Genomic DNA, 22,829 nt, shown 5'->3' with positions numbered 1-22,829 from the left:
CGGCACACCGCGCGAGAGGTGGGCCGGGACGGATGCGCGGGGCCGCCGCGGCGGCGCCGTGGCCGGGTTTCGGCGGGGCCGTGGTGGGGTTTTCCCCCGGTGGCGCGAGCCGGTCCGCCTCATGGCGTTCTCGGCTCCCGACCGGCACGCTGACGGCATGACGGAACACCTGACGACAGCGGCAGCGGGGACGGCGCGGACGGCCGGGGCGGGGCCGGAGGACGCGCGGCTGCCGCCCCCCGGGTTCGCCCTCACGGCAGGCACCTGGCGGGAGATCGTCCACCTGCTGGGCAACCTGCCGATGGCATTGATCGGCTTCGTCTACGCGGTGACGGTGCTGTCCGTCGGTTCGGCGCTGACGGTGACCGTGATCGGTCTGCCGCTGCTGGCCCTGGGGCTGGCCGGCTCCCGGCAGCTCGGCCGGCTGGAGCGGGCGAGGGCGCGGACGCTGCTCGGTGTGCGGGTGGCGGAGCCGACGCCGATCCCCGTGCTCGTGGGCGGCCGCCGGAGCCGCCGGCTGTGGCTGGCGCTGAAGGACCCGGTGGGCTGGCGGACGATGCTGTACGACCTGATCCGGCTGCCGTGGGGGATCTTCACCTTCACCACGGCGCTGGTCTCGCTGTTCGTGCTGTGGCCCGTGCTGCCCTTCGTGGCACGAGGGCTGACCAATGTGGACCGGGTGCTGGTGCGGGCGCTGCTCTCCCCCTCTGAGGAACTGGAGCGGCGCATCCGTGAACTGGAGTCCGACCGCGGCTTCGTGGTGGACACGGCGGCGGCGGACCTGCGGCGCATCGAACGCGACCTGCACGACGGGGCGCAGGCCCGGCTGGTGGCGCTGGCGATGGGGCTCGGTCTGGCGAAGGAGAAGCTGCTGGAGGACCCGGACGCGGCCGCGGTGATGGTGGACGAGGCGCACGGCGAGGTGAAGCTCGCCCTGCAGGAGCTTCGGGACCTGGCCCGCGGCATCCACCCCGCGGTCCTCACCGACCGGGGCCTGGACGCGGCGCTCTCCTCGGTGGCCACGCGCTGCACGGTGCCGGTGAAGGTCACCGTGGAGCTCCCGGCCCGGCCGGCGGCCGCGATCGAGGGCATCGCCTACTTCACCGTCTCCGAGCTGCTGCAGAACATCAGCAAGCACAGCGGGGCGCGCTCGGCGGCCGTCGACGTGTGGCGGGCCGAGGGGCGGCTGCTGATCCAGGTGTGGGACGACGGCCGGGGCGGGGCGCGGCTGGACGGCGGCACGGGCATGGCGGGGCTCGCGGACCGGCTCGACGCGGTCGACGGCCTGTTCGTCATCGACTCGCCGGAGGGCGGCCCGACGACGGTCACGGCCGAGTTGCCGTGGTGGGACCGGGAGGGCCACCGGGACCGGACGGGCCGCAGCCCCGTGACCCGGCACCCGTAGGCCCGCACGGGCCCGGGGTGGGCCCGGGGTGGGCCCGGGGTGGGCCCGGGGTGGGGAAAACCCCCGCATGAGGACGCCGACCCGCCGCATGGCCGCGCGGGCCCCCGACCGGGAGGCTTGTGCACAGCGACGGAGCACGACGACACGAACGGACGGCGGCGATGGCCACGCAGTACGGGCAGGGATACGCGCGGGAGTACGACCCGGGACACGACGTTCACGAGGTGTACGGCCGCGGGGGGCGCGGCGGCGGTGCCGAGGGGCGCGGGCACCGGCTGCCGGCCGGGCTGCGGGCACCGTTCGAGGGGCGGAGCTGGCGCGAGTTCTCGTACCTGATGCTCAGCCTGCCGCTCAGCGTCCTCATGTTCACGCTGACCGTGACGATGGTGTCGCTCGGGGCGGGTCTGCTGGTCACCTTCGTCGGCATCCCGCTGCTCGCGGCGACGCTCGCGACCTGCCGGGGCTTCGGCACGCTGGAGCGGGCGCGGGCGCGGGGCCTGCTGGGCCTCGACGTGGCCGAGCCGGAGCCGCTGCGGCCCCGGGAGCGGGGGGTGCTGGCCTGGACGGGGGCGATGTTCCGCAGCGGCTCCTCGTGGCGGCACCTGCTGTACGCGCTGGTGCACCTGCCGTGGGCGGTGTTCGCCTTCACCGTCGCGCTGACCCTCTGGGCGTACGGCTGGGCGACGCTCACCTACCCGCTGTGGTTCTGGGTCTTCCCGATGTGGGCCGGGCAGGGCGGCCTCCAGCTCTACGGTGACGGGACCCACCGCATCTACCTCGACAACCCGTTCGAGATCACGGTGACGGCGCTGGTGGGCCTGCTGTTCACGATGGCCACCCCGTGGATCGTTCGCGGGCTGACCACCGTCGACCGGGTGCTGGTGCACGGGCTGCTCGGGCCCTCGCGGCTGTCGGCGCGCGTGGTGGAGCTGGAGTCGGACCGGGGGGTCGTGGTGAACACGGCGGCGGCGGACCTGCGGCGCATCGAGCGCGACCTGCACGACGGGGCGCAGGCCCGGCTGGTGGCGCTGGCGATGGACCTGGGGCTGGCCAAGGAGAAGGTCACCGAGGACCCGGAGGCGGCGGCGCGCATGGTGGACGAGGCGCACGGCGAGGTGAAGACGGCGCTGCAGGAGCTGCGGGACCTGGCCCGCGGCATCCACCCCGCGGTCCTCACCGACCGGGGCCTGGACGCGGCACTCTCCTCGGTCGCCTCGCGCTGCACGGTGCCGGTGTCGGTGGACGTGGACCTGCCCTCGCGGCCGGCGCCCGCGATCGAGGGCATCGCCTACTTCACGGTCTGCGAGCTGCTGCAGAACGTCAGCAAGCACAGCGGGGCGCAGCGGGGGGTCGTGGACGTGTGGCGGGCCGAGGACCGGCTGATGCTGCAGGTGGAGGACGACGGGGTGGGCGGGGCCGATGTGGCCGGGGGGTCCGGGCTCGCGGGTCTCGCGGAGCGCCTGGACGCGGTGGACGGTCTGCTGGTGGTCGACTCCCCGGTGGGCGGGCCCACCCGGGTGACGGCGGAGCTGCCCTGGCGGGCCTGAGACCCGCCGGGCGCGACGCCCGGCGGAGGCAGGTCCCGGAGCGGGGCCGGGCGGGGAGGGGCGGAGCGGGGGGCCGTCCCTCCCCGCCCGCCGCCGTCCCCTGCGATGCTTGGGCTGTCGCTGCGCGCGGGGCGCACATGGATCGCAGGGGGAACATCGCCGTGGAGGACAGGGTGCGAGTGGTCATCGCCGAGGATTCCGTGTTGTTGAGGGAGGGCCTGACCCGCCTCCTCACCGACCGGGGGCACGAGGTCGTCGCCGGTGTCGGCGACGGTGAGGCACTGATCAAGACGATCACCGAGCTGTCCGCCGAGGGCGCCCTCCCCGACGTCGTCGTCGCGGACGTGCGCATGCCGCCCACCCACACGGACGAGGGCGTGCGCGCCGCCGTCGAGCTGCGGCGCACCCATCCCGGGCTCGGCGTGCTCGTGCTCTCGCAGTACGTCGAGGAGCGCTACGCGACCGAGCTGCTGGCCGCCTCCAGCCGCGGGGTCGGCTATCTGCTCAAGGACCGTGTCGCGGATGTCCGCGAGTTCGTGGACGCCGTGGTCCGGGTCGCGCGGGGCGGTACGGCACTGGACCCCGAGGTGGTCGCGCAGCTGCTGGGCCGCAGCCGCAAGCAGGACGTGCTCGCCGGGCTCACCCCCCGGGAGCGGGAGGTGCTGGGGCTGATGGCGGAGGGGCGGACGAACTCGGCGGTCGCGCGGCAGCTCGTGGTGAGCGACGGCGCGGTCGAGAAGCACGTCAGCAACATCTTCCTGAAGCTGGGCCTGTCGCCGAGCGACGGGGACCATCGCCGGGTGCTGGCCGTGCTCACCTATCTGAATTCCTAGACTGCCCGGCCGGTCCTCGTTGACAATTTGTCAACAGGGATGCCGCACACACGGCCGTGCGGTCTCATTTCCACGTCCATCATGCGAACGGCCGAGGGAAGGCCACCCTTACCGACGTAGGGTTGTGCCGGAAAGGTCGGCGGGACGACCGCTCCCGGCCAGCCGCCTCGAGGGAGGTCCAGTTCAGTGACCAGCAAGGTCAGCAGCACAACGGAACAGGCCGACGGGGCCGACGGGGCCCTCGTGGGAGGACAGCGCAAACCGGCGGGCACCAAGGACGTCCGCCGGTTGGACCGGGTGATCATCCGGTTCGCGGGTGACTCGGGTGACGGTATGCAGCTCACGGGTGACCGTTTCACCTCCGAGACCGCTTCGTTCGGCAACGACCTGTCGACCCTGCCGAACTTCCCCGCCGAGATCCGGGCGCCCGCCGGGACCCTGCCGGGTGTCTCGTCGTTCCAGCTGCACTTCGCCGACCACGACATCCTCACTCCGGGTGACGCGCCCGATGTGCTGGTCGCGATGAACCCGGCGGCGCTGAAGGCGAACGTGGGGGACCTGCCGCGCGGCGCGGAGATCATCGTCAACACCGACGAGTTCACCAGGCGGGCGATGCAGAAGGTCGGCTACGCGGTCTCTCCGCTGGAGGACGGCTCGCTGGACGGCTATCAGATCCATCCGGTGCCGCTGACGACGCTGACGGTGGAGGCGCTGAAGGAGTTCGCGCTGTCCCGTAAGGAGGCCGAGCGCAGCAAGAACATGTTCGCGCTGGGTCTGCTGTCGTGGATGTATCACCGGCCGACGGAGGGCACGGAGCGGTTCCTGCGGACGAAGTTCGCGAAGAAGCCGGACATCGCGGCGGCGAACATCGCGGCGTTCCGTGCGGGGTGGAACTTCGGGGAGACGACGGAGGACTTCGCGGTCTCCTACGAGGTCGCCCCGGCGGCGACCGCGTTCCCGACGGGTACCTACCGCAACATCTCCGGGAACCTGGCCCTGTCCTACGGTCTGGTGGCGGCCTCGCGGCAGGCGGAGCTGCCGCTGTATCTGGGCTCGTACCCGATCACGCCGGCCTCGGACATCCTGCACGAGCTGTCGAAGCACAAGAACTTCGGTGTGCGGACCTTCCAGGCCGAGGACGAGATCGCGGGTATCGGGGCGGCGCTGGGGGCGGCCTTCGGGGGTTCACTGGCGGTGACGACGACCTCGGGGCCGGGGGTGGCGCTGAAGTCGGAGACGATCGGGCTCGCGGTCTCCCTGGAACTGCCGCTGCTGATCGTGGACATCCAGCGCGGGGGTCCGTCGACGGGGCTGCCGACCAAGACCGAGCAGGCGGACCTGCTGCAGGCGATGTACGGCCGCAACGGTGAGGCACCCGTGCCGGTGATCGCCCCGCGCACCCCGGCGGACTGCTTCCAGGCGGCGCTGGAGGCGGCACGGATCGCGCTGGTCTACCGCACACCGGTCTTCCTGCTCTCCGACGGCTACCTCGCCAACGGCTCCGAGCCCTGGCGGATCCCCGAACTCGAGGAACTGCCCGACCTGCGGGTGGAGTTCGCCCAGGGCCCCAACCACACCCTGGACGACGGCACCCAGGCGTTCTGGCCCTACAAACGCGACCCGCAGACCCTGGCCCGCCCCTGGGCCGTCCCCGGCACGCCCGGCCTGGAACACCGCATCGGCGGCATCGAGAAGCAGGACGGCACCGGCAACATCTCCTACGACCCCGCCAACCACGACTTCATGGTCCGCACCCGCCAGGCCAAGATCGACAACATCGCGGTCGCCGACCTGGAGGTCGACGACCCCGGCAACACCGCCCGCACCCTGGTGCTGGGCTGGGGCTCCACCTACGGCCCCATCACGGCAGCCGTACGGCGGCTGCGCACCGCCGGCGAACACATCGCCCAGGCCCACCTGCGCCACCTCAACCCCTTCCCGAAGAACCTGGGCACGGTCCTCGCCGCCTACGACAAGGTCGTGATCCCCGAGATGAACCTCGGCCAGCTCGCCACCCTGATCCGCGCGAAGTACCTGGTCGACGCAGACTCGTACAACCAGGTCAACGGCATGCCGTTCAAGGCCGAACAGCTCGCCACGGCTCTGAAGGAGGCCATCGATGACTGAGACGACGACCGCACACGGCACGGGCGGGCCCGCCGGCCGCGGACCCGCCGCCGCGGGCACCCCCGCGAGCACGACGTTCGCCTCGCTCTCGCTGGTGCCGAAGGCCGCCGCCCGGCAGTCGATGAAGGACTTCAAGTCCGACCAGGAAGTCCGCTGGTGCCCCGGCTGCGGCGACTACGCCATCCTCGCCGCCGTCCAGGGCTTCATGCCCGAACTGGGCGTGGCCAAGGAGAACATCGTCTTCGTCTCGGGCATCGGCTGCTCCTCCCGCTTCCCGTACTACATGAACACCTACGGGATGCACTCCATCCACGGCCGCGCCCCCGCCATCGCCACCGGCCTCGCCACCTCGCGCCAGGATCTGTCGGTATGGGTCGTCACCGGTGACGGCGACGCCCTGTCCATCGGCGGCAACCACCTCATCCACGCCCTGCGCCGCAACGTCAACCTGAAGATCCTGCTGTTCAACAACCGGATCTACGGACTGACCAAGGGCCAGTACTCGCCGACCTCCGAGATCGGCAAGATCACCAAGTCGACGCCGATGGGCTCCCTCGACGTGCCCTTCAACCCCGTCTCCCTCGCGCTGGGCGCGGAGGCCTCCTTCGTCGCCCGCACCGTGGACTCCGACCGCAAACACCTCACCGAGGTCCTGCGGCAGGCGGCCGCCCACCCCGGCACCGCACTGGTGGAGATCTACCAGAACTGCAACATCTTCAACGACGGCGCCTTCGAAGCCCTCAAGGACCAGCAGCAGGCCGAGGAAGCCGTCATCCGCCTCGAACACGGACAGCCCATCCGCTTCGGCCCGGACCGGGCCAAGGGCGTCGTCCGCGACCCCGCGACCGGAGACCTGCAGGTCGTCGAGGTGACCCCGGACAACGAAGCCCAGGTGCTCATCCACGACGCACACTCCGCCTCACCCACCACCGCCTTCGCCCTGTCCCGGCTCGCCGACCCCGACACCCTGCACCACACCCCGATCGGCGTGTTCCGCTCCGTGGACCGCCCCGTCTACGACACCCTCATGGCCGGACAACTCGACACCGCCGTCGAGCAGAACGGCAAGGGCGACCTCGCCGCACTCATGGCCGGCGGCGACACCTGGACCGTCATCGGCTGAACCGATCCGCCGGACCTCGCACCAGGTGCGGGAGCCGGTACCTCAGGAAGCCCGGACCGCCGACGCGGTCCGGGCTTCCTCGTGCGCGGCGCGCGCCTCGTCGTAGACCACGCGGGCGCGCAGGACGTCGTCCATGCGCCGGTCCGCCCAGCGGGTGAGCGCGCGTACCTGCTCCGCCGCCTCCCGGCCCAGGTCCGTCAGCGAGTAGTCGACGCGCGGCGGTATCACCGGCTTGGCGTCCCGGTGGACCACGCCGTCGCGTTCGAGGGTCTGCAGGGTCTGCGTGAGCATCTTCTCGCTGACGGACCTGCCGCCGATCGCGTTGACCTCCCGGCGCAGTTCGCCGAAGCGGTAGGGGCGCTCCAGCAGCGCGACGAGCACGAGAACGGCCCAGCGGCTGGTCACGTGTTCGAGGACGAGGCGGTGGGGACACATCGTCCCGGCCTCTTCCGCAGCGCTCGGCACCTTGGTCATCACTCTGGTCGTCGCCATTCCCGTACCCTACCCCGACACCAGTACCTTACTTCAAAGTGGGTACTGTCATTTGGTTAGTGCAGCTCCTAGGGTGAGTGCAGCAGACGAACTTCCGACCATCCCCCGTAGGAGCGCACCCCCCATGAGCATCGTCGTCACCGGAGCCACCGGACACCTCGGCCGACTCGTCGTGGAACAGCTGCTGGAGAAGGTCCCCGCCGGCCAGGTCACCGCCGTCGTGCGCGACGAGTCCCGCGCCGCCGATCTCGCCGCGCGGGGCGTACGGCTCGCCGTCGCCGACTACAACGCGCCCGAGACCTTCGACGGCCTCTTCTCGGCCGGCGACAAGGTGCTGCTGATCTCCGGCAACGAGTTCGCCAAGGGCCGGGTCCAGCAGCACAAGGTCGTCATCGAGGCGGCCCGGGCCGCCGGGGTCGCCCTGCTCGCCTACACCAGCGCCCCCGCGAGCCTGACGGCCTCGCTGGCCGACGACCACCGGGGCACCGAGGAGGCGCTGCTGGCCTCCGGCCTGCCGTACGCGCTGCTGCGCAACGGCTGGTACCACGAGAACTACACCGAGCAGCTCGGCACCGTCCTGGAGCACGGCGCGGTCGTCGCCGCCGCGGGCGAGGGCCGGCTCTCCTCCGCCGCGCGTGCGGACTACGCGGCCGCCGCGGTGGCGGTGCTCACCGGCGAGGGCCACGAGAACAAGACCTACGAGCTGGGCGGCGACGAGGCGTGGAGCTTCGCCGAGTACGCGGCCGAGATCAGCCGGCAGACCGGCAAGGAGATCCGCTACACCCCCGTCTCCACCGAGCAGTACGCGGCCATCCTGACCGGCGCCGGGGTCCCCGGGCCCTTCGCGGAGATGCTCGCGAACGTGGACGCCGCCATCGCCGAGGGCGAGCTGGAGGTCACGACCGGCGACCTCTCCCGCCTGGCCGGCCGCCCGACCACGCCGCTGGCCGACGCGATCGCGGTGGCGCTCAAGGGCTGACCCCACGGCACTCCCCGGACACCCGGGGCACCGGGGCACTCCGACCTCCCCGACGCCCCGGCTCTCCCGGTTGCCGCCCCCCCCCGCCTGTCATGACCGTATTCCGGTACGGACATGACAGGCGGGGGTTTCCGGCGTTACCTTGCGGAGGGTCGTACGGTCGGCCGTCCGTGCCGCGCGGTCGCGGAGGACGGAACCGGCGTACGGCCCCGAAGCCGCCGTGGAGCGGGAGAGCGTGGGAGAGGAGGCGCCGGTGTCCGGGCAGCCGACCAAGGGATCGACGGGGCACGGCGGCGAATCGCGCGCCGGCCTGTTCAACGGCTTCGCCGCGTACGGCATGTGGGGCCTCGTCCCCCTGTTCTGGCCCCTGCTGAAGCCCGCCGGCGCGGTGGAGATCCTCGCCCACCGCATGGTCTGGTCGCTCGGCATCGTGGGGGTGGCACTGCTGGTGATGCGCCGCTGGGCGTGGGCCGGAGAACTGCTGCGCTCGCCGCGGCGGCTGGGGCTGGTCACCATCGCCGCCGCCGTGATCACCGTCAACTGGGGCGTCTACATCTGGGCGGTGAACTCCGGGCACGTCGTCGAGGCCTCGCTCGGCTACTTCATCAACCCGCTGGTCACCATCGCGATGGGCGTGCTGCTGCTGAAGGAGCGGCTGCGCACCGCGCAGTGGGCGGCCGTCGGGATCGGCGCCCTCGCGGTGGTCGTCCTCACCGTCGGCTACGGCCGGCCGCCGTGGGTCTCCCTCTGCCTCGCCTTCTCGTTCGCCACCTACGGCCTGGTGAAGAAGAAGGTCAACCTGGGCGGCATCGAGTCGCTGGCCGCGGAGACCGCCGTGCAGTTCCTGCCGGCGCTCGCCTACCTGCTGTGGCTCGGCGCGCACGGCGGTTCCACCTTCGCCTCGCACGGCTTCGGGCACGCCGCGCTGCTCGCCGCGGCCGGACTGGTGACCGCGCTGCCGCTGGTGTGCTTCGGCGCCGCCGCGATCCGGGTGCCGCTGTCCACGCTGGGGCTGCTGCAGTACCTGACGCCGGTCTTCCAGTTCCTGCTCGGCATCCTCTACTTCCACGAGGAGATGCCGCCCGAGCGGTGGGCGGGGTTCGTCCTGGTGTGGGCTGCCCTCGTCCTGCTCACCTGGGACGCGCTGCGCACGGCCCGCCGGAGCGCCGTGGCGCTGCGCGCGCGCACGGCCCGCGAACGGGCCGCCGCCTCCGGTGGCGCGACGACCACGGCGGCGACGGCGGTGGCGGAGCGGGAGGCGGAGCGGGAGGCGGAGCGCTCACCCCGGCCGTAGCCGGGGGCCGTCGTCCCTGTCCTGTCTAGCGCTCCTCGTCGAGGGCGCGGGCGCGGGCGCGGTCGGCGAGGCGGGTCATGCGGTTGCGTGCCGACTGGAGCTGTTCCAGGTCCTCGGCGGCGGGCCCCTCGTTCGCCGCGAGTTCGGTCCAGGTGCCGAGCAGGTCGCGGCCCAGGTGCAGACCCTGGAGCGGGTCGCGCACCGCGCGCCAGGCGGCGGCCGCGCTCTGCACGTTGCCGTACGCGGCCCGCGCGTCCCGCAGCCGGTGGTGGACCCGGGCGAGGTCGAGGGAGAGGTGGAACGAGCGGAGCGGATCCCCGGCCAGGTAGGCGATGTAGGCGCTCAGCTCGCGCAGCCGCAGCACCTCGGAGTGCTCCGCGCCGAGCGTGCCCGTGGCCTCCGCGACCGTCTCCTCGGCGAGCGCCGCGGCCTCGTCGATGCGTCCCTGCCGCACCGCCTCGCCGATGGTCGCCATGGGGACCGCGAAGGGCCCCTCGGGAGCGCCGGGCATGCTGTCGGGCTCGGCGGCCAGCACCACGTCGACCACGGAGTCGAACTCCCGCACGGGCGGCTCCTTGACCTCCTCCACGGGCACGGTGCGCGGCGCGGCGGTGGGCTTCCAGGCCGGGGCGGAGAACTCCGGGTCGGACTCGGGGTCGGGCAGCGGGAGGGACGCCTTCGGTGCCGGGGCCGGGGCGGCCGGGGCCTGTGCCGGAGCGGCCGGAGCCGGGGCGGGTGCCTGTGCCTGCGCCGGGTCCGGCAGTACCGGCGGCGGGCCGAACTCGCCCCGCGGGGGCTGGACGGTGCCCGGCTCCGGGGGCCGGGGGCCGCTCGTGTCCCCGCTCGTGGGGGCGGCGGGGCCGGCGGCGAGGTCCTGGGCGAGGCCGGGGGTCGTCGTGATCAGGGGCTGCTGCTCGGGAACCGCCCGCAGCATGAAGGTCGCCACGGTGTGGCCGGCGGTCGGCTCCTCGGGAGCCGGCGCCGGGGCGACCGGCGTGCCCCCGGTCTCCGCCTCCCTCTCCTCCACCGCCCGCAGCGCACGGGTCGCCCTGTCGCGCGGGGGCTCCGGGGCGGCCGCGGGGGGTGCCGGGGCCACATGGGCCGCCGGCGTCGGCGTCGGCACATGTGCCGGTGCCGGTGCGGCCGTCTCGAACCGCTGCGGCTGCCCCGCGTACGTGCTCGATCCGTCCACATGAATCCGCAGCGGGATCACGTACCCGATCCGCTCGTCGCGCACCGTCGCGAGGACGGGATGCCCGGCGGCGAGGGTGAGACGGTGCAGATGGTTCAGGACGGCCTCCTGGACCGACTCCCCCGTGCCCGCGACCACCGGCATGCCGCCGACCGTCGCGCCCCCGCCCGGTCCCCGCTCCGGCTCCCGCTGCGCCGGCACCGGTACCCGGACCTCGATCGGGGTCACCGTAGCGCCGGTGCGCGCCGTGGACACGGCCCCCGCTGCGGAGCGGCTCCGCTTGTGTTCGCGGTGGAGTCGGGACATCGTTCCTCACTCGGGTCGTTCGGCACGGGCGCGGTGGGCGGGTGGTGGACTGCCGGGAACCGTACGCTCCCTCGGCCGCAAGATCCCCGTTCGCGTACGGTGTTGAGTCTCGCGGTTGTTTTCCGTGCCTGGCGTCACCGGGACGTGACATTTTCGTCCCAAGAACTCGTGCCCGAATCCGGGCGCCCCGCACCGCCGTGACGTCCACCGGCCCGACGAGGAGGAGGCGGTCGATGCAGCCCGACGCAGGGCGGGGAACCGGCGGTCCGACAGGCACCGGGCAGCCCCCCGGCGGACCGGACATCTGGCTGCGCGGGCCCGTGGGCGGTCCCCCGTCCCCGGCGCGTCCCGGTATGCCGCCCGCGACGGCCGGTCCCCGGCGGTTCAGCTGGGTGGCGACCCACGGCGGGGCGGGTGCCACCACGCTCGCCGCGGTCTTCGGCGGTCACGACGCCGGCCGTGCCTGGCCCCGGCCCGAGCAGGGCGAGCCGCCGTCGGTCCTCCTCGTCGGCCGGACGCACGCCACGGGCCTGGAGGCCGTGGCGAACACCCTCGACATCTTCCGCCGGGGTGACGCACCGCCCGGTCTCGACCTGGACGCCGTCGTCCTCGTCGCGGACGCGCCGGGCCGGCTCCCGCGCCCGCTCGCCCAGCGGATCAGGACGATCGACGCGGTGATCGACGTCTACCGCGTGCCGTGGGTGACGGCCTGGCGCACCAACGACCTGGCCGGCCGGCCCCCTCGCGAGTGCGAGCCTCTCGCCCGCCTGACCGGCCGGGCCGGTCCCGCCTAGGCGGTGATGTCCTTGGCCGCGAAGCGGGCCCAGGCGGCCGAGCCGAACACCGCGCCGTACAGAGCCTGCAGGCCGAGGTTGCGGAGCAGGTCGTCCCAGTAGACGGGATCCCGTACGAGGTCCGCGAAGGACAGCCAGTAGTGGGAGAACAGATACGGCTGTATCGCGTGGAGCTGCGGTATCTGGTCGAGGATCTGCACGGTGATCAGCAGCCCCACCGTCGTCGCCATCGCCGCGATGCCGCTGTTGGTGAGGGTGGAGACGAACAGCCCGAGGGCTGCCACACCGACCAGGGAGGCGGCGACGACCAGGGCGATGAGCAGCGCCCGCACGAGTCCCTCGCCGAAGCCGATACGGGTGCCCGAGATGGTGGTCAGCTCGCCCAGCGGGAACAGCAGCGCGCCGACCGCGAGCGCGGAGACCGCCACGACCAGGGTGGCGGCGAGGCAGAAGGTCAGCACCGTCGCGTACTTGGTGAGCAGCAGCCGGGTGCGGCCGGCCGGGGCGACCAGAAGGTAGCGCAGGGTCCCGGCGTTCGCCTCGCCCGCGAGGGAGTCGCCCGCGACGACGCCGACGGCCATGGGCAGGAAGAAGGGGAGCGTCGCGGCGAGGGCGGTGAACACCAGGAACAGGCCGTTGTTGGTGATCTGCGCGAGGAACGCCGGGCCGTCGCCGCCCCCGCTCGCGGAGGAGCCGTCGCGCGTCTCGATCTTCACGGCGATCCCGACGAGCACCGGCACCGCGAGGAGTACCCCCAGCAGCGCGAGGGTGCGCCAGCGGCGGAAGGTGATGCCCAGCTCACTGCGGAACAGCCCGAAGGACCACAGCGGATTCGGCCGGGGCGCCCCCTGCGGAACGGCGCCACGCGCCGGCGCGTCCGACACCGGCGCGTCCGACACCGCCGTGTCCGACGCCGCCGTGCCCGGCGCCTCAGCCCGCGACATCGAAGCCCTCCCCCGTCAGTGCCACGAACGCCTCCTCCAGCGAGGCCCGTTCCACGGCGAAGCCCCGCACACGCACTCCCGCCGTCACCAAGGCGGCGTTGAGCTCGGCGAGTTCGCCCTTCGGGGGTGCCGCGGTGACCGTGCCCCGGTCCTCGGCCGGGACGACGTCGTCCACGCCCTGTTCCTTCAGTATCCGGGCCGCGTCCGCCACGTCCGGGGTGGTCACGACCAGCCGCCCCCGTGCGCCCGCCGCGAGTGCGGCCACCGGGCCCTGGGTGAGCAGCCGGCCCCCGGCCATCACGGCCACATGCGTGCAGACCTGCTCGATCTCGTCCAGCAGGTGGGAGGAGAGGAAGACGGTGGTGCCCTCGGAGGCCAACTCCCTGACCAGGGTGCGGATCTCGCGCATGCCCTGCGGGTCCAGGCCGTTGGTCGGCTCGTCAAGGACGAGCAGCCGGCGCGGCTGGAGCAGGGCCGCGGCGAGCCCGAGCCGCTGCTTCATGCCGAGCGAGTACGCCCTCGCCTTCTTCCCGGCGGCCGCGGTCAGCCCGACCCGGTCGAGCGCGGCCCCGACCCGGGCCCGCCGGGTGCGCGGGTCGGCGGTGGGATCGGCGGCGTCGTAGCGCAGGAGGTTGTCCCGGCCGGAGAGGAATCCGTACAGCGCCGGTCCCTCGATGAGCGCGCCGACGTGCGGGAGCACGGCGCGTCCCGCGCGGGGCATGGGCCGGCCGAGCACGTGTGCCGTGCCGGAGGTCGGCTCGATGAGGCCCATCAGCATCCGGATGGTCGTGGTCTTGCCGGAGCCGTTGGGCCCGAGGAAGCCGAAGACGCTGCCCGCCGGGACGGTCAGGTCGAGACCGTCCACGGCGAGCTGTCCGCCCCGGTACCGCTTGGTGAGCGCACGGGTGGCGATGACCGCCCCGGTCTCCTCGCCCTCACCGTCCCCGGCGTCGTGGGCCGGTGCCGCACCGGGCCCGGTCGCCGCGGTCGGGACGGCCGGGCCCGCCTCGCGCGGGACGGCCGGCCGTTCTTCCGCGGCGGACGGTTCCTCCATGCGTTCCCCCCTCCTGCCCTGCCGTCCGTCCGCCCGGGGCGGACCCCGTTCCTACTTGGCCGCGTCGGCCGCCTTCACCAGCGCGTCCTTGGTGACCGCGCCCGCGTACACCCTGCCGTCGTCCGTGACCAGCGCGTTCACCAGGCGGGTCGAGAAGACCGTGCCCGAGCCGAACCTGCCGGTCACCTTGTCCCCGAAGGAGCCCAGGAGGCCGGAGGCGGTACCGTCCTCGGCCCGGCCGCGCGAGGAGCCGGAGGGCTTGTCCCCCGCTTCTCCGAACACGGCTATCGCCGACCAGCCCTCGCCGATCGTCTTGGCGCCCTCCGTGCTGCCGAGGCTTCCCAGGCCGCCCAGGCCGGGAAGACCGCCGCCGACCATGCCGCCCGGGCCCCTGTGCGGTGCCGACCTCTCGGCCTCGTCCTCCTCGGTGACCTTGGTGCCCTTGGGCGGGGTGAAGTCGAACGTCGACGCGGCCGGGCGGGCGAAGCTGACCTTGGTGAAGCCCGCGTCGACCACGGCGGCACCGCCCGAGGAGGGGGTGAGCGTGAACTTCAGCGGCATGCCGGTGCGCGCGTCCACCGCGATGCTGACGGCACCGACCGTCGAACCGGGCTTCTCCGGCTTGACCAGCAGCTTGTAGGCGTCCCGGCCGGCCACGCGGACGGTGCCGTCGACCGAGACCGACGTCGTGCCGTCGGCCGCCTTCAGGACCTGCTCGGCGAGTTCCTTGGGGGTCACGGAGGAGTCCCCGGACCCGGGACCGTGATGCCCGCCGCCCCGCTTCCCCTCACGGTCGTGCTTCGCGCCGCCCGGTTCCTGGGCGTGGAAGGCCTCGTTGGACCCGCTGTCGTAGGCCCACACCTCGTCGCCGTTGTGGATGACGCTGTACTCGGCGGCCTTCTCGACGAGGGACAACTTGTGCTTGTCCGGGCCGTCCATCGCCACCCGCACGGTGTGCGTGCCGCTCGCCAGCTCCGTCAGCCTGGCGGAGGGGTCGGCGGTGGAGCCGCCCTGCGAGGAGACGCCGGAGAGCAGGCCGCTCTCCAGACCGCCCAGGTCCGGCAGGCCCAGGTCGGTGGTGACCTTGAAGGTGCCGGAGAGCCGGTCCACGTCCGAGGCGGCGATCTTCTCGACGAGTTCCTGTGCGCTGATCCTCGGCAGGTCGGGGTCGCCGGAGTCGGCGAGCGCCGGGACGAGCCCGATGGTCGCCGCCGCCACCCCCACCACGGCGGCCGGGACGACGTACCGCGAGGCCCTGCGCCGCGCCCCGCCCGCGTCTCCGGCGCTGCCACCCGTGTTCCCGCCGGGGGTCTGACCGGGGGTGATGTCGTCGGTTCCGTACGGTGCCATGTGTGCCTTACCTCCGTCGTCGGCGGCGGCTGCCGTGCTCGCGCTCCCCCTGGCTCTGCGTTTCGCCCTCGAGCCGGGACTTCCCACCCCGTGCCGCCATTGTCACCCGAAGTCCGGGGAGGTGGTCCTCTCCATATGACCAAAAAGTCCGCGGCACGGCGTCAACCCCCGGAGCCAACTCCGCGTACTCCTGCGGTATGACACGAGGGTGGAGAGCGTCCACCCACCCGTAGGGGTGGGAGAGTCGCCGGAGGACTTCACGAGGTCCCGACGGGTGAGCGGGCCGGGGCGTTCCGGGTGGCGGGCGGTCCGCGCCGACGACCCGGCCCGGGGCTCATCCGGCCCGGTGCACGACCAGTTCGCACATCTCCGTCAGCGCCTTCTTCGCCGCGCACTCCGGCAGCGGGGCCAGCGCCGACCGCGCGTCCTCCGCGTAGCGCACGGTGTCCCGCCGCGCCTGCTCCAGGGCCGGGTGCTCCCGCAGCCGCTCCAGCGCCTCGGCGAGCCGGGCGTCCTCGGCCAGGTCGGAGTCGAGCAGCTCGCACAGGGCCACGTCCGCCGGCAGGCCGAGCCGCTCGGCGCGCTCCCGCAGCCGCAGCACCGGCAGGGTGGGGATGCCCTCGCGCAGGTCGGTGCCCGGCGTCTTGCCGGACTCCCGGGAGTCGGAGGCGATGTCGAGCACGTCGTCGGCGAGCTGGAAGGCGACGCCGAGCCGCTCCCCGTACTGCGTGAGCACGTCCACGACCGTCTCGTCGGCGCCGGACATCATCGCGCCGAACCGGCAGGCGACCGCGACCAGCGAGCCGGTCTTGCCGGCCAGCACGTCGAGGTAGTGCTCGACGGGGTCCCGGCCGTCGCGCGGCCCGGCGGTCTCCAGGATCTGGCCGGTGACCAGGCGCTCGAACGCCTCCGCCTGGATGCGCACCGCCTCGGGGCCGAGGTCGGCCAGCATGTGGGAGGCGCGGGAGAAGAGGAAGTCACCGGTGAGGACCGCGACCGAGTTGCCCCAGCGGGTGTTCGCGCTGTCCACCCCGCGCCGCACCTCGGCCTCGTCCATGACGTCGTCGTGGTAGAGCGTGGCGAGGTGGGTGAGCTCGACGACGACCGCCGAGGGCACGATTCCCGGGGCGTAGGGGTCGCCGAACTGCGCCGCCAGCATCACGAGCAGCGGACGGAAGCGCTTGCCACCCGCACGGACGAGGTGCTGGGCGGCCTCCGTGATGAAGGCGACCTCGCTCTTGGTGGCTTCGAGCAGGCCCTCCTCGACAGCCGTCAGACCGACCTGGACATCGGCTTCCAGAGCCTGGTCCCGCACGCTCAGCCCGAATGGCCCGACGACGGTCACGAGGGGTCTCCTGTCTGCTGGTGTCTGGTGACGGTTACACGGTTTGTCGATAGGTCGCTGCCCTCACTCAAGTCAGCGTATCCGGTCATGTTTCGATCACCACGAGCGCCCATGGTTCCAGGCCGGGACGTATCGGATCAGAGACGGCATGTTCGTGATCGGGTGATACGCACGGCTATGTGCCGACACGCGCATGATCCACACCGTGTCACCCCTCCGGGCGAGTCCCCGCCGGCGCCCGCGAGACCCCCCGGCGCCCGGCCGGACGACCCCGACGTCCACCACTCCGCCGACTTGCACCATTGAGGGGTATTCCGCACCATACGTCCGTCTCAGCTGCCCAGTGAATTGGGTCACGCGCGACTCCACCGGGGGCCGTCGTAGCGGAATCTGACATTCCCCTTACCTGGGCGCCCAGTTGAGCCCGGCGGCGCACAAAGGATCAACAGCCCAAAACACCCACCGCAAGATCAACCGGGGACAATCGCGTTTTCGTCACTTGTTCCTCACAGGTTTCCTCGCATAGCTTCCTCCCCGATCCGGACGGAACGCCGAGTCCTGCCGCTGTCCGGACACCCATGCACCCATCTCGTGCGGCAGGAGCGGGGGACCCAGGTAAGTCGCCGGTCCGGGCCAAGTCCCGGCCCGGCTAGGGGTGAAGCCGGTTCCGCGTGTGCGGGCCGGCCGGGCACCTCCCAGCCCGAACCCGACAGCTCACCTCGCAGGCGACGGAGAGGACATCCGCCATGCCCCGCTTTCCCCTGCCCACCCGCGCCCTGATCGCCGCCGGCACCGGTGCCGCCGCCCTCGCGCTCCCGCTGTTCGGCGCCACCCAGGCCTCCGCCGCCACGACCACGGCGGCCACCGCGAGCACGACCGCGGTGACGACCACCGCCACCACGGCCGGCTACGCCGACAACCTGGACGGCTGGATCCAGCAGTCGCTGGCGGTCATGGCGCAGAACGGCATCCCCGGCAGCTACGAGGGCATCCACCGCAACATCATGCGGGAGTCCTCCGGCAACCCGCTCGCCGTGAACAACTGGGACTCCAACGCCGCGAAGGGCACCCCCTCCAAGGGCCTGCTCCAGATCATCGACCCGACGTTCCTGGCCTACCACGTGCCCGGCACCTCGCTCGACCCGTTCGACCCGGTCGCCAACATCACGGCGTCCTGCAACTACGCGGCCGCGCGGTACGGCTCGATCGACAACGTGTTCGGCGCGTACTGAGCCGACCGTGCCGGGGGCGGGGGCCGGAAGGCCCGGCCCTTCGCAGCCCCCGTGCGGGCCCGGGTTCAGGGCGCCGGCGGGAAGAGACGTTCGAGGACGACGGCGATGCCGTCGTCCTCGTTCGACGCCGTGACCTCGTCGGCGACCGCCTTGAGTTCGGGATGGGCGTTGGCCATGGCCACGCCGTGCGCGGCCCAGTCGAACATGGGGATGTCGTTGGGCATGTCCCCGAAGGCCAGGGTGCGCGAGGGCGGCAGTCCCAGCCGCTCGGCTGCCAGCGCCAGCCCGGTCGCCTTCGTCACCCCGCATGGCTGGAGTTCGACGGTCCCGGGCCCCGACATGGTGACCGTGGCCAGTGAACCGACCGCCCCCCGGGCCACCGCCGCCAGTTCGTCGTCGGAGAGGAAGGGGTGGCGCAGCAGCACCTTGCTGATGGGCTCTGCCCACAGGTCCTCGCGCCTGCCGACCCGGACGGCGGGCAGCGTGGGGTGCGGCATCAGATAGCCGGGCTCGATCAGCGTCAGCCCGTCCGCCCCGTCCTGGTCGACGGCGGCGTACACCTCGCCGACCTCGGCCTCCACCTTGCCCAGCGCGGTCTCGGCCAGTTCCCGGTCCAGGGTGACGGACCACAGCAGCCGGTCGGCGCCGGCGTCGTACAGCTGCGCGCCCTGCCCGCACACCGCGAGCCCCTCACCGCCGAGGTCCTCCAGGAGGGGGCGCACCCTCGGTGCCGGCCGCCCCGTCACCACGAGGTGTGTCGCCCCGGCGGCGGCCACCCGCGCGAGCGCGGCGAGGGACCGGTCGGAGAGCGTGTCGTCGCCGCGCAGCAGCGTTCCGTCCAGGTCAGTGGCGATGAGGGCATATGCGGTGGGTGCGGCCATGATCAGAGAATACGGATGCCGGGCCCCACCGACCCGCCCCGAACCGGCCGACGTCCGCTTTCTCAGGTACAACGCCCGCCTCGGCAACGACAGTTGACGCACGGCGCCTACGCCCTTGGCCAACACCCCTCACGCATACTGCCCATGACGGGCGACTCGGCCGTAACGTGTGGCCCGACCACCGGGACACGTCCCCCGCCACCAGCGGGAACGTGTCCCCGCCCGGCGCGCAGGAAAGCGAGGCAGCACCGCATGCCCCCGTTCGACGTCCCCGAGGGCGATCCCTTCGGCCCGCACAACCTTCCCTACGGCGTCTTCACCCCGCCCGGCGGCACCGCGCGGACGGTCGGCGTCCGGCTCGGCGCGCACGTGCTCGACGCGGGCGCCGCGGCCCTCGCCCTCGGTTCGCCCTACGCCTCGCTCCTCGCCCGGCCGACGCTGAACCCGCTGCTGGCGGCGGGCCGCACCGCCTGGTCCGACGTGCGGCGCGCGCTGACCGCGTGGGTCACCGTCCCCTCCCACCGGGAGGCGGTCGCCGGGATGCTGCACCCGCTGTCCGAGGTGCGGCTGCACCTGCCGTTCGAGGTCGCGGACTACGTCGACTTCTACTCCTCCGAGCACCACGCGCGGAACGTCGGGCAGATCTTCCGTCCGGACGCGGCCGATTCCCTCACCCCGAACTGGAAGCACCTGCCCATCGGTTACCACGGGCGCGCGGGCACGGTCGTGGTGTCCGGAACGGAGGTCGTACGGCCCTCGGGGCAGCGCAAGGCGCCGACCGACCCCGATCCGGTGTTCGGCCCCTCGGTGCGGCTCGACATCGAGGCGGAGGTCGGCTTCGTCGTCGGCACGCCCTCGCCGCTGGGCCGGCCCGTGCCGCTGTCCGCCTTCCGCGACCACGTCTTCGGACTGTGCCTGCTCAACGACTGGTCGGCCCGGGACGTCCAGGCCTGGGAGTACGTGCCCCTCGGCCCCTTCCTCGGCAAGTCCTTCGCCACGTCGGTCTCCGCGTGGATCACCCCGCTCGACGCGCTGGACGAGGCCCGGGTGGCCCCGCCGGCCCGCACGCACCCGCTGCTGCCCTACCTGGACGACTCCGGCCCCGAGGAGGAGCCCGGCGGCTACGACCTGCGGATCTCCGTGGCGGTCAACGGCCATGTGGTCTCGGAGCCGCCCTTCGCGACGATGTACTGGACGGCCGCGCAGCAGCTCGCCCACATGACGGTGAACGGGGCCTCGCTGCGCACGGGCGACCTGTACGGGTCGGGCACGGTCAGCGGGCCGGGGGCGCGTGAGCGGGGCTCGCTGCTGGAACTGACCTGGAACGGCCGGGAGCCGCTGCGGCTGCCCGGGGGTGAGCGCGCCTTCCTCCAGGACGGCGACGAGGTCACCCTCACGGCCTGGGCCCCGGGCCCGGACGGCGCCCGGGTCGGACTCGGCGAGGTGTCGGGGCGCGTGGTTCCGGGAGCGTGAGCCGGGCGACGGGAGCCTGCGGGGCGGCGCGCACGCGCGAGCAGTGGCGCGGACGCGAGGGCGGACGCGCGAGAAGCGGCGCGGACGCGTGAGGTGCGGGGCGCACGTGTGAGAAGCGGCGCGGACGCGTGGGGGCGGCGCCAGTGGCGCATCTCACGCGTCTGCCGCCAACGTCGCGGGTCAGCAAGCGATCTGACGCCGTCCCACATGGTGCGACACTCCGGCAACACCCCATACCCCACTGTTTCAGCAGGGTTCCCCGCATGCCGGCCACCGAGCGCATCCGGGACCACGCCGGGCAGGGCGCGACCACCGTCGCCGCCCGCCGGCGCCGGCTGCGTGCGGACCGGGCGCGCCAGCTCGCCGACCTGCTGCGCCGGCAGATCCTGACCGGCTGCTTCCCCACCGGCACCCTCCCGGGGCGCCGGGAGCCGCTATATCCGCTCCTCCCCCGGCTCCGGCACGGAGGCCAGTGCCCCCAGCACGCCCTCCCCGTAGGTGGCCAGCTTCTTCTCGCCGACCCCGTTGATGGCGCCGAGTTCGGCCACCGTGCTCGGCCGGGCCGTCGCGATCTCCCGGAGGGTCGCGTCGTGGAAGATGATGTACGCGGGAACGCCCTGCTCACGGGCCTGCTCGGCGCGCCAGGCCCGCAGGGCCTCGAACGCCGGGACCAGCTCGGCCGGCAGCTCGGGCGCCGCCGCCCGTGCCTTGCGCTCGCCCCGGCCGCCGCCGGAGGCACGCGAGGCCGTCGGCCTCTTCGGCTCCTTGCGCAGCGGCACCTCCCGTCCGTGCCACAGCACCGTGCCGCTCTCCTCGGTGAGCACCAGCGCGCCGTACTCCCCCTCGACCGCGAGCAGCCCCTGGGCCAGCAACTGCCGTACGACGCCACGCCACTCGCCCTCGGCCAGTTCGTCGCCGATGCCGAACACCGAGAGCTGGTCGTGGTCGAACTGGATCACCTTGGCCGTGCGCCGGCCCAGCAGGATGTCGATGATCTGGCCGGCGCCGAATTTCTGCCGCCGCTCCCGCTCCAGCCGCCACACCGTGGACAGCACCTTCTGCGCGACGACCGTGCCGTCCCAGGTCTCCGGCGGGCTCAGACAGGTGTCGCAGTTGCCGCAGGCCTCGGCGTCCGCGTCCTGGCCGAAGTAGGCGAGGAGCTGGCTTCGGCGGCACCGGACGGTCTCGCACAGCGCGAGCATCGCGTCGAGGTGGGCGGCGGCCCGTCTGCGGAACGTCTCGTCGCCCTCGCCGGACTGGATCATCTTGCGCTGCTGGATGACGTCGTTGAGGCCGTACGCCATCCAGGCCGTGGACGGCAGTCCGTCACGGCCGGCCCGGCCCGTCTCCTGGTAGTAGCCCTCGACGGACTTGGGCAGGTCGAGGTGGGCGACGAAGCGGACGTCCGGCTTGTCGATGCCCATGCCGAAGGCGATCGTCGCGACGACCACCAGGCCGTCCTCCCGCAGGAAGCGCGCCTGGTGGGCGGCGCGCGTCCCGGCGTCCAGACCGGCGTGGTACGGCACCGCCTCGACGCCGTTGGCGCTCAGGAACTCGGCGGTCTTCTCCACCGAGTTGCGCGAGAGGCAGTACACGATGCCCGCGTCGCCCGCGTGCTCCTCGCGGAGGAAGGACAGGAGCTGCTTCTTCGGCTCCGCCTTCGGCACGATGCGGTACTGGATGTTGGGCCGGTCGAAGCTGGCGACGAAGTGCCGGGCGTCCGGCATGCCGAGCCGCTCGGTGATCTCCCGGTGGGTGGCGTGCGTCGCGGTGGCGGTGAGCGCGAGGCGCGGCACGTCGGGCCAGCGCTCGCCGAGCAGGGACAGGGCGAGGTAGTCGGGGCGGAAGTCGTGGCCCCACTGGGAGACGCAGTGCGCCTCGTCGATCGCGAACACCGAGATCTTGCCGCGGGAGAGCAGTTCGCGCATCGGCTCCAGGCGCAGCCGCTCCGGGGCCAGGTAGAGCAGGTCGAGTTCGCCGGCGAGGAACTCGGCCTCGACCATCCGCCGCTCGTCGAAGTCCTGTGTGGAGTTCATGAACCCGGCGCGCACGCCGAGCGCGCGCAGGGCGTCCACCTGGTCCTGCATCAGCGCGATCAGCGGGGAGATCACGACACCCGTGCCCGGTCTGACCAGGGCGGGGATCTGGTAGCACAGCGACTTGCCGGCACCCGTCGGCATGAGCACGACGGCGTCACCGCCCGCCACGACGTGCTCGATGACCGCTCCCTGCTCACCGCGGAAGGAGTCGTAGCCGAAGACCCGGTGCAGCGCGGCCAGCGCCTCGCTGTCACCGCCCGCCGCCGGTGTCTCCACGTCGGTACTCACAGCCGTCCCGCCCATCCCGTGCATCGCTCGTCCCCCGTACGTCGTCCCTCGACCACTCCGCCCACGATAGGCGCCCGCGCCGACAACCCCGGAGTTGTCCACAGGCCCGGGCCGACACGGCAGGTCAAGGA

General features: G+C 73.0%; 18 protein-coding genes, 1 pseudogene and 1 riboswitch. Of the genes and pseudogenes, 11 read left to right on the top strand and 8 right to left on the bottom strand.

Translation table 11 applies throughout. The features are described 5' to 3' along the window. The first annotated feature begins 157 nt into the window (after nt 1–157). The 5 genes from OHB09_RS19175 (at nt 158) to OHB09_RS19155 (ending at nt 7,035) form a co-directional block, all read left to right on the top strand. Complete coding sequence (locus tag OHB09_RS19175) at nt 158–1,405, top strand: sensor histidine kinase (RefSeq protein ID WP_191890198.1); 1,248 nt, start codon at nt 158–160, stop codon at nt 1,403–1,405. 161 nt (nt 1,406–1,566) lie between these two features. Beyond that, nucleotides 1,567–2,952, top strand: coding sequence for a sensor histidine kinase (locus tag OHB09_RS19170; protein WP_040895612.1), 1,386 nt, complete (start codon nt 1,567–1,569; stop codon nt 2,950–2,952). 161 nt (nt 2,953–3,113) lie between these two features. Beyond that, nucleotides 3,114–3,785: a response regulator transcription factor gene (locus OHB09_RS19165; RefSeq protein ID WP_078630966.1), complete on the top strand. Its 672-nt coding sequence runs from the start codon at nt 3,114–3,116 to the stop codon at nt 3,783–3,785. Between the two features lie 186 nt (nt 3,786–3,971). Next, the gene (locus OHB09_RS19160; protein ID WP_006140989.1) at nt 3,972–5,912 is read left to right on the top strand and encodes a 2-oxoacid:acceptor oxidoreductase subunit alpha; all 1,941 of its coding nucleotides are present in this window, start codon (nt 3,972–3,974) and stop codon (nt 5,910–5,912) included. A 121-nt stretch (nt 5,913–6,033) separates the two neighbouring features. After that, a complete protein-coding gene (locus OHB09_RS19155; RefSeq protein WP_234527743.1) occupies nt 6,034–7,035 on the top strand; it encodes a 2-oxoacid:ferredoxin oxidoreductase subunit beta in 1,002 nt (333 codons plus the stop codon). A 42-nt stretch (nt 7,036–7,077) separates the two neighbouring features. Here OHB09_RS19155 and OHB09_RS19150 read toward each other — a convergent pair whose 3' ends face one another. Beyond that, nucleotides 7,078–7,527, bottom strand: coding sequence for a winged helix-turn-helix transcriptional regulator (locus OHB09_RS19150; RefSeq protein WP_234527738.1), 450 nt, complete (start codon nt 7,525–7,527; stop codon nt 7,078–7,080). A gap of 124 nt (nt 7,528–7,651) precedes the next feature. On the opposite strand from OHB09_RS19150, the gene OHB09_RS19145 reads away from it, so the two are divergent. Then, nucleotides 7,652–8,506 (top strand): SDR family oxidoreductase, encoded by an 855-nt coding sequence (locus OHB09_RS19145; RefSeq protein WP_167793509.1) that lies wholly within the window; start codon nt 7,652–7,654, stop codon nt 8,504–8,506. Between the two features lie 253 nt (nt 8,507–8,759). Then, nucleotides 8,760–9,800 (top strand): EamA family transporter RarD, encoded by a 1,041-nt coding sequence (gene rarD, locus OHB09_RS19140; protein ID WP_407077335.1) that lies wholly within the window; start codon nt 8,760–8,762, stop codon nt 9,798–9,800. A gap of 25 nt (nt 9,801–9,825) precedes the next feature. Here the strand turns inward: rarD and OHB09_RS19135 are convergent, their stop codons facing one another. Then, entirely contained in the window at nt 9,826–11,220 is a 1,395-nt protein-coding gene (locus tag OHB09_RS19135) for a hypothetical protein (protein WP_407077334.1), read from the bottom strand. 311 nt (nt 11,221–11,531) lie between these two features. Here OHB09_RS19135 and OHB09_RS19130 point away from each other — a divergent pair, with 311 nt between their 5' ends. Then, on the top strand, nt 11,532–12,092 hold the full coding sequence (locus OHB09_RS19130) for a DUF6668 family protein (RefSeq protein ID WP_006140996.1): 561 nt from the start codon (nt 11,532–11,534) through the stop codon (nt 12,090–12,092). Here the strand turns inward: OHB09_RS19130 and OHB09_RS19125 are convergent. The 4 genes from OHB09_RS19125 to OHB09_RS19110 form a co-directional block, all read right to left on the bottom strand. Next, nucleotides 12,089–13,036, bottom strand: coding sequence for an ABC transporter permease (locus tag OHB09_RS19125; protein WP_006140997.1), 948 nt, complete (start codon nt 13,034–13,036; stop codon nt 12,089–12,091). The genes OHB09_RS19130 and OHB09_RS19125 overlap by 4 nt on opposite strands. Then, entirely contained in the window at nt 13,023–14,090 is a 1,068-nt protein-coding gene (locus OHB09_RS19120; RefSeq protein ID WP_191854565.1) for an ABC transporter ATP-binding protein, read from the bottom strand. Before OHB09_RS19120 ends, OHB09_RS19125 begins: the two co-directional genes overlap by 14 nt. Nucleotides 14,091–14,141: 51 nt before the next feature. Next, the gene (locus OHB09_RS19115) at nt 14,142–15,440 is read right to left on the bottom strand and encodes a LolA family protein (protein WP_328922292.1); all 1,299 of its coding nucleotides are present in this window, start codon (nt 15,438–15,440) and stop codon (nt 14,142–14,144) included. Between the two features lie 334 nt (nt 15,441–15,774). Continuing rightward, on the bottom strand, nt 15,775–16,785 hold the full coding sequence (locus OHB09_RS19110) for a polyprenyl synthetase family protein (protein WP_006141003.1): 1,011 nt from the start codon (nt 16,783–16,785) through the stop codon (nt 15,775–15,777). A 571-nt stretch (nt 16,786–17,356) separates the two neighbouring features. Beyond that, a riboswitch (cyclic di-AMP (ydaO/yuaA leader) is annotated at nt 17,357–17,526 on the top strand. 5 nt (nt 17,527–17,531) lie between these two features. Here OHB09_RS19110 and OHB09_RS19105 point away from each other — a divergent pair. After that, nucleotides 17,532–18,017 carry a transglycosylase SLT domain-containing protein gene (locus tag OHB09_RS19105; RefSeq protein WP_167793505.1) on the top strand — a complete coding sequence of 162 codons (486 nt, stop codon included), beginning with the start codon at nt 17,532–17,534 and terminating at the stop codon, nt 18,015–18,017. Nucleotides 18,018–18,082: 65 nt separating this feature from the next. Here the strand turns inward: OHB09_RS19105 and OHB09_RS19100 are convergent, their stop codons facing one another. Next, on the bottom strand, nt 18,083–18,898 hold the full coding sequence (locus tag OHB09_RS19100) for a Cof-type HAD-IIB family hydrolase (RefSeq protein WP_006141006.1): 816 nt from the start codon (nt 18,896–18,898) through the stop codon (nt 18,083–18,085). A gap of 252 nt (nt 18,899–19,150) precedes the next feature. On the opposite strand from OHB09_RS19100, the gene fahA reads away from it, so the two are divergent. Continuing rightward, a complete protein-coding gene (gene fahA / locus OHB09_RS19095; RefSeq protein WP_328728752.1) occupies nt 19,151–20,371 on the top strand; it encodes a fumarylacetoacetase in 1,221 nt (406 codons plus the stop codon). Between the two features lie 263 nt (nt 20,372–20,634). Continuing rightward, nucleotides 20,635–20,790, top strand: a pseudogene (locus tag OHB09_RS19090) (GntR family transcriptional regulator); the annotation flags it as partial. Between the two features lie 15 nt (nt 20,791–20,805). On the opposite strand, the gene recQ reads toward OHB09_RS19090, so the two are convergent. Then, on the bottom strand, nt 20,806–22,722 hold the full coding sequence (gene recQ, locus OHB09_RS19085) for a DNA helicase RecQ (RefSeq protein ID WP_167793504.1): 1,917 nt from the start codon (nt 22,720–22,722) through the stop codon (nt 20,806–20,808). Nucleotides 22,723–22,829 lie beyond the last annotated feature (107 nt).

The organism is Streptomyces griseoaurantiacus, assembly GCF_036189845.1.
Classification (GTDB): Bacteria; Actinomycetota; Actinomycetes; order Streptomycetales; family Streptomycetaceae; genus Streptomyces; species Streptomyces griseoaurantiacus.
Note: the sequence above shows the minus strand (reverse complement) of the source record. Positions and strands in the feature narration are given on the sequence as shown.

Bases quoted from the DNA above. Each gene is read 5' to 3' on its own strand.
- OHB09_RS19130 (WP_006140996.1), top strand. From the start codon at position 11,532: ATGCAGCCCGACGCAGGGCGGGGAACCGGCGGTCCGACAGGCACCGGG.
- OHB09_RS19155 (WP_234527743.1), top strand. From the start codon at position 6,034: ATGAAGGACTTCAAGTCCGACCAGGAAGTCCGCTGGTGCCCCGGCTGC.
- OHB09_RS19100 (WP_006141006.1), bottom strand. From the start codon at position 18,898: ATGGCCGCACCCACCGCATATGCCCTCATCGCCACTGACCTGGACGGA.
- OHB09_RS19170 (WP_040895612.1), top strand. From the start codon at position 1,567: ATGGCCACGCAGTACGGGCAGGGATACGCGCGGGAGTACGACCCGGGA.
- recQ (WP_167793504.1), bottom strand. From the start codon at position 22,722: ATGCACGGGATGGGCGGGACGGCTGTGAGTACCGACGTGGAGACACCG.
- OHB09_RS19115 (WP_328922292.1), bottom strand. From the start codon at position 15,440: ATGGCACCGTACGGAACCGACGACATCACCCCCGGTCAGACCCCCGGC.
- OHB09_RS19120 (WP_191854565.1), bottom strand. From the start codon at position 14,090: ATGGAGGAACCGTCCGCCGCGGAAGAACGGCCGGCCGTCCCGCGCGAG.
- fahA (WP_328728752.1), top strand. From the start codon at position 19,151: ATGCCCCCGTTCGACGTCCCCGAGGGCGATCCCTTCGGCCCGCACAAC.
- OHB09_RS19175 (WP_191890198.1), top strand. From the start codon at position 158: ATGACGGAACACCTGACGACAGCGGCAGCGGGGACGGCGCGGACGGCC.
- OHB09_RS19150 (WP_234527738.1), bottom strand. From the start codon at position 7,527: ATGGCGACGACCAGAGTGATGACCAAGGTGCCGAGCGCTGCGGAAGAG.
- OHB09_RS19145 (WP_167793509.1), top strand. From the start codon at position 7,652: ATGAGCATCGTCGTCACCGGAGCCACCGGACACCTCGGCCGACTCGTC.
- OHB09_RS19105 (WP_167793505.1), top strand. From the start codon at position 17,532: ATGCCCCGCTTTCCCCTGCCCACCCGCGCCCTGATCGCCGCCGGCACC.
- OHB09_RS19125 (WP_006140997.1), bottom strand. From the start codon at position 13,036: ATGTCGCGGGCTGAGGCGCCGGGCACGGCGGCGTCGGACACGGCGGTG.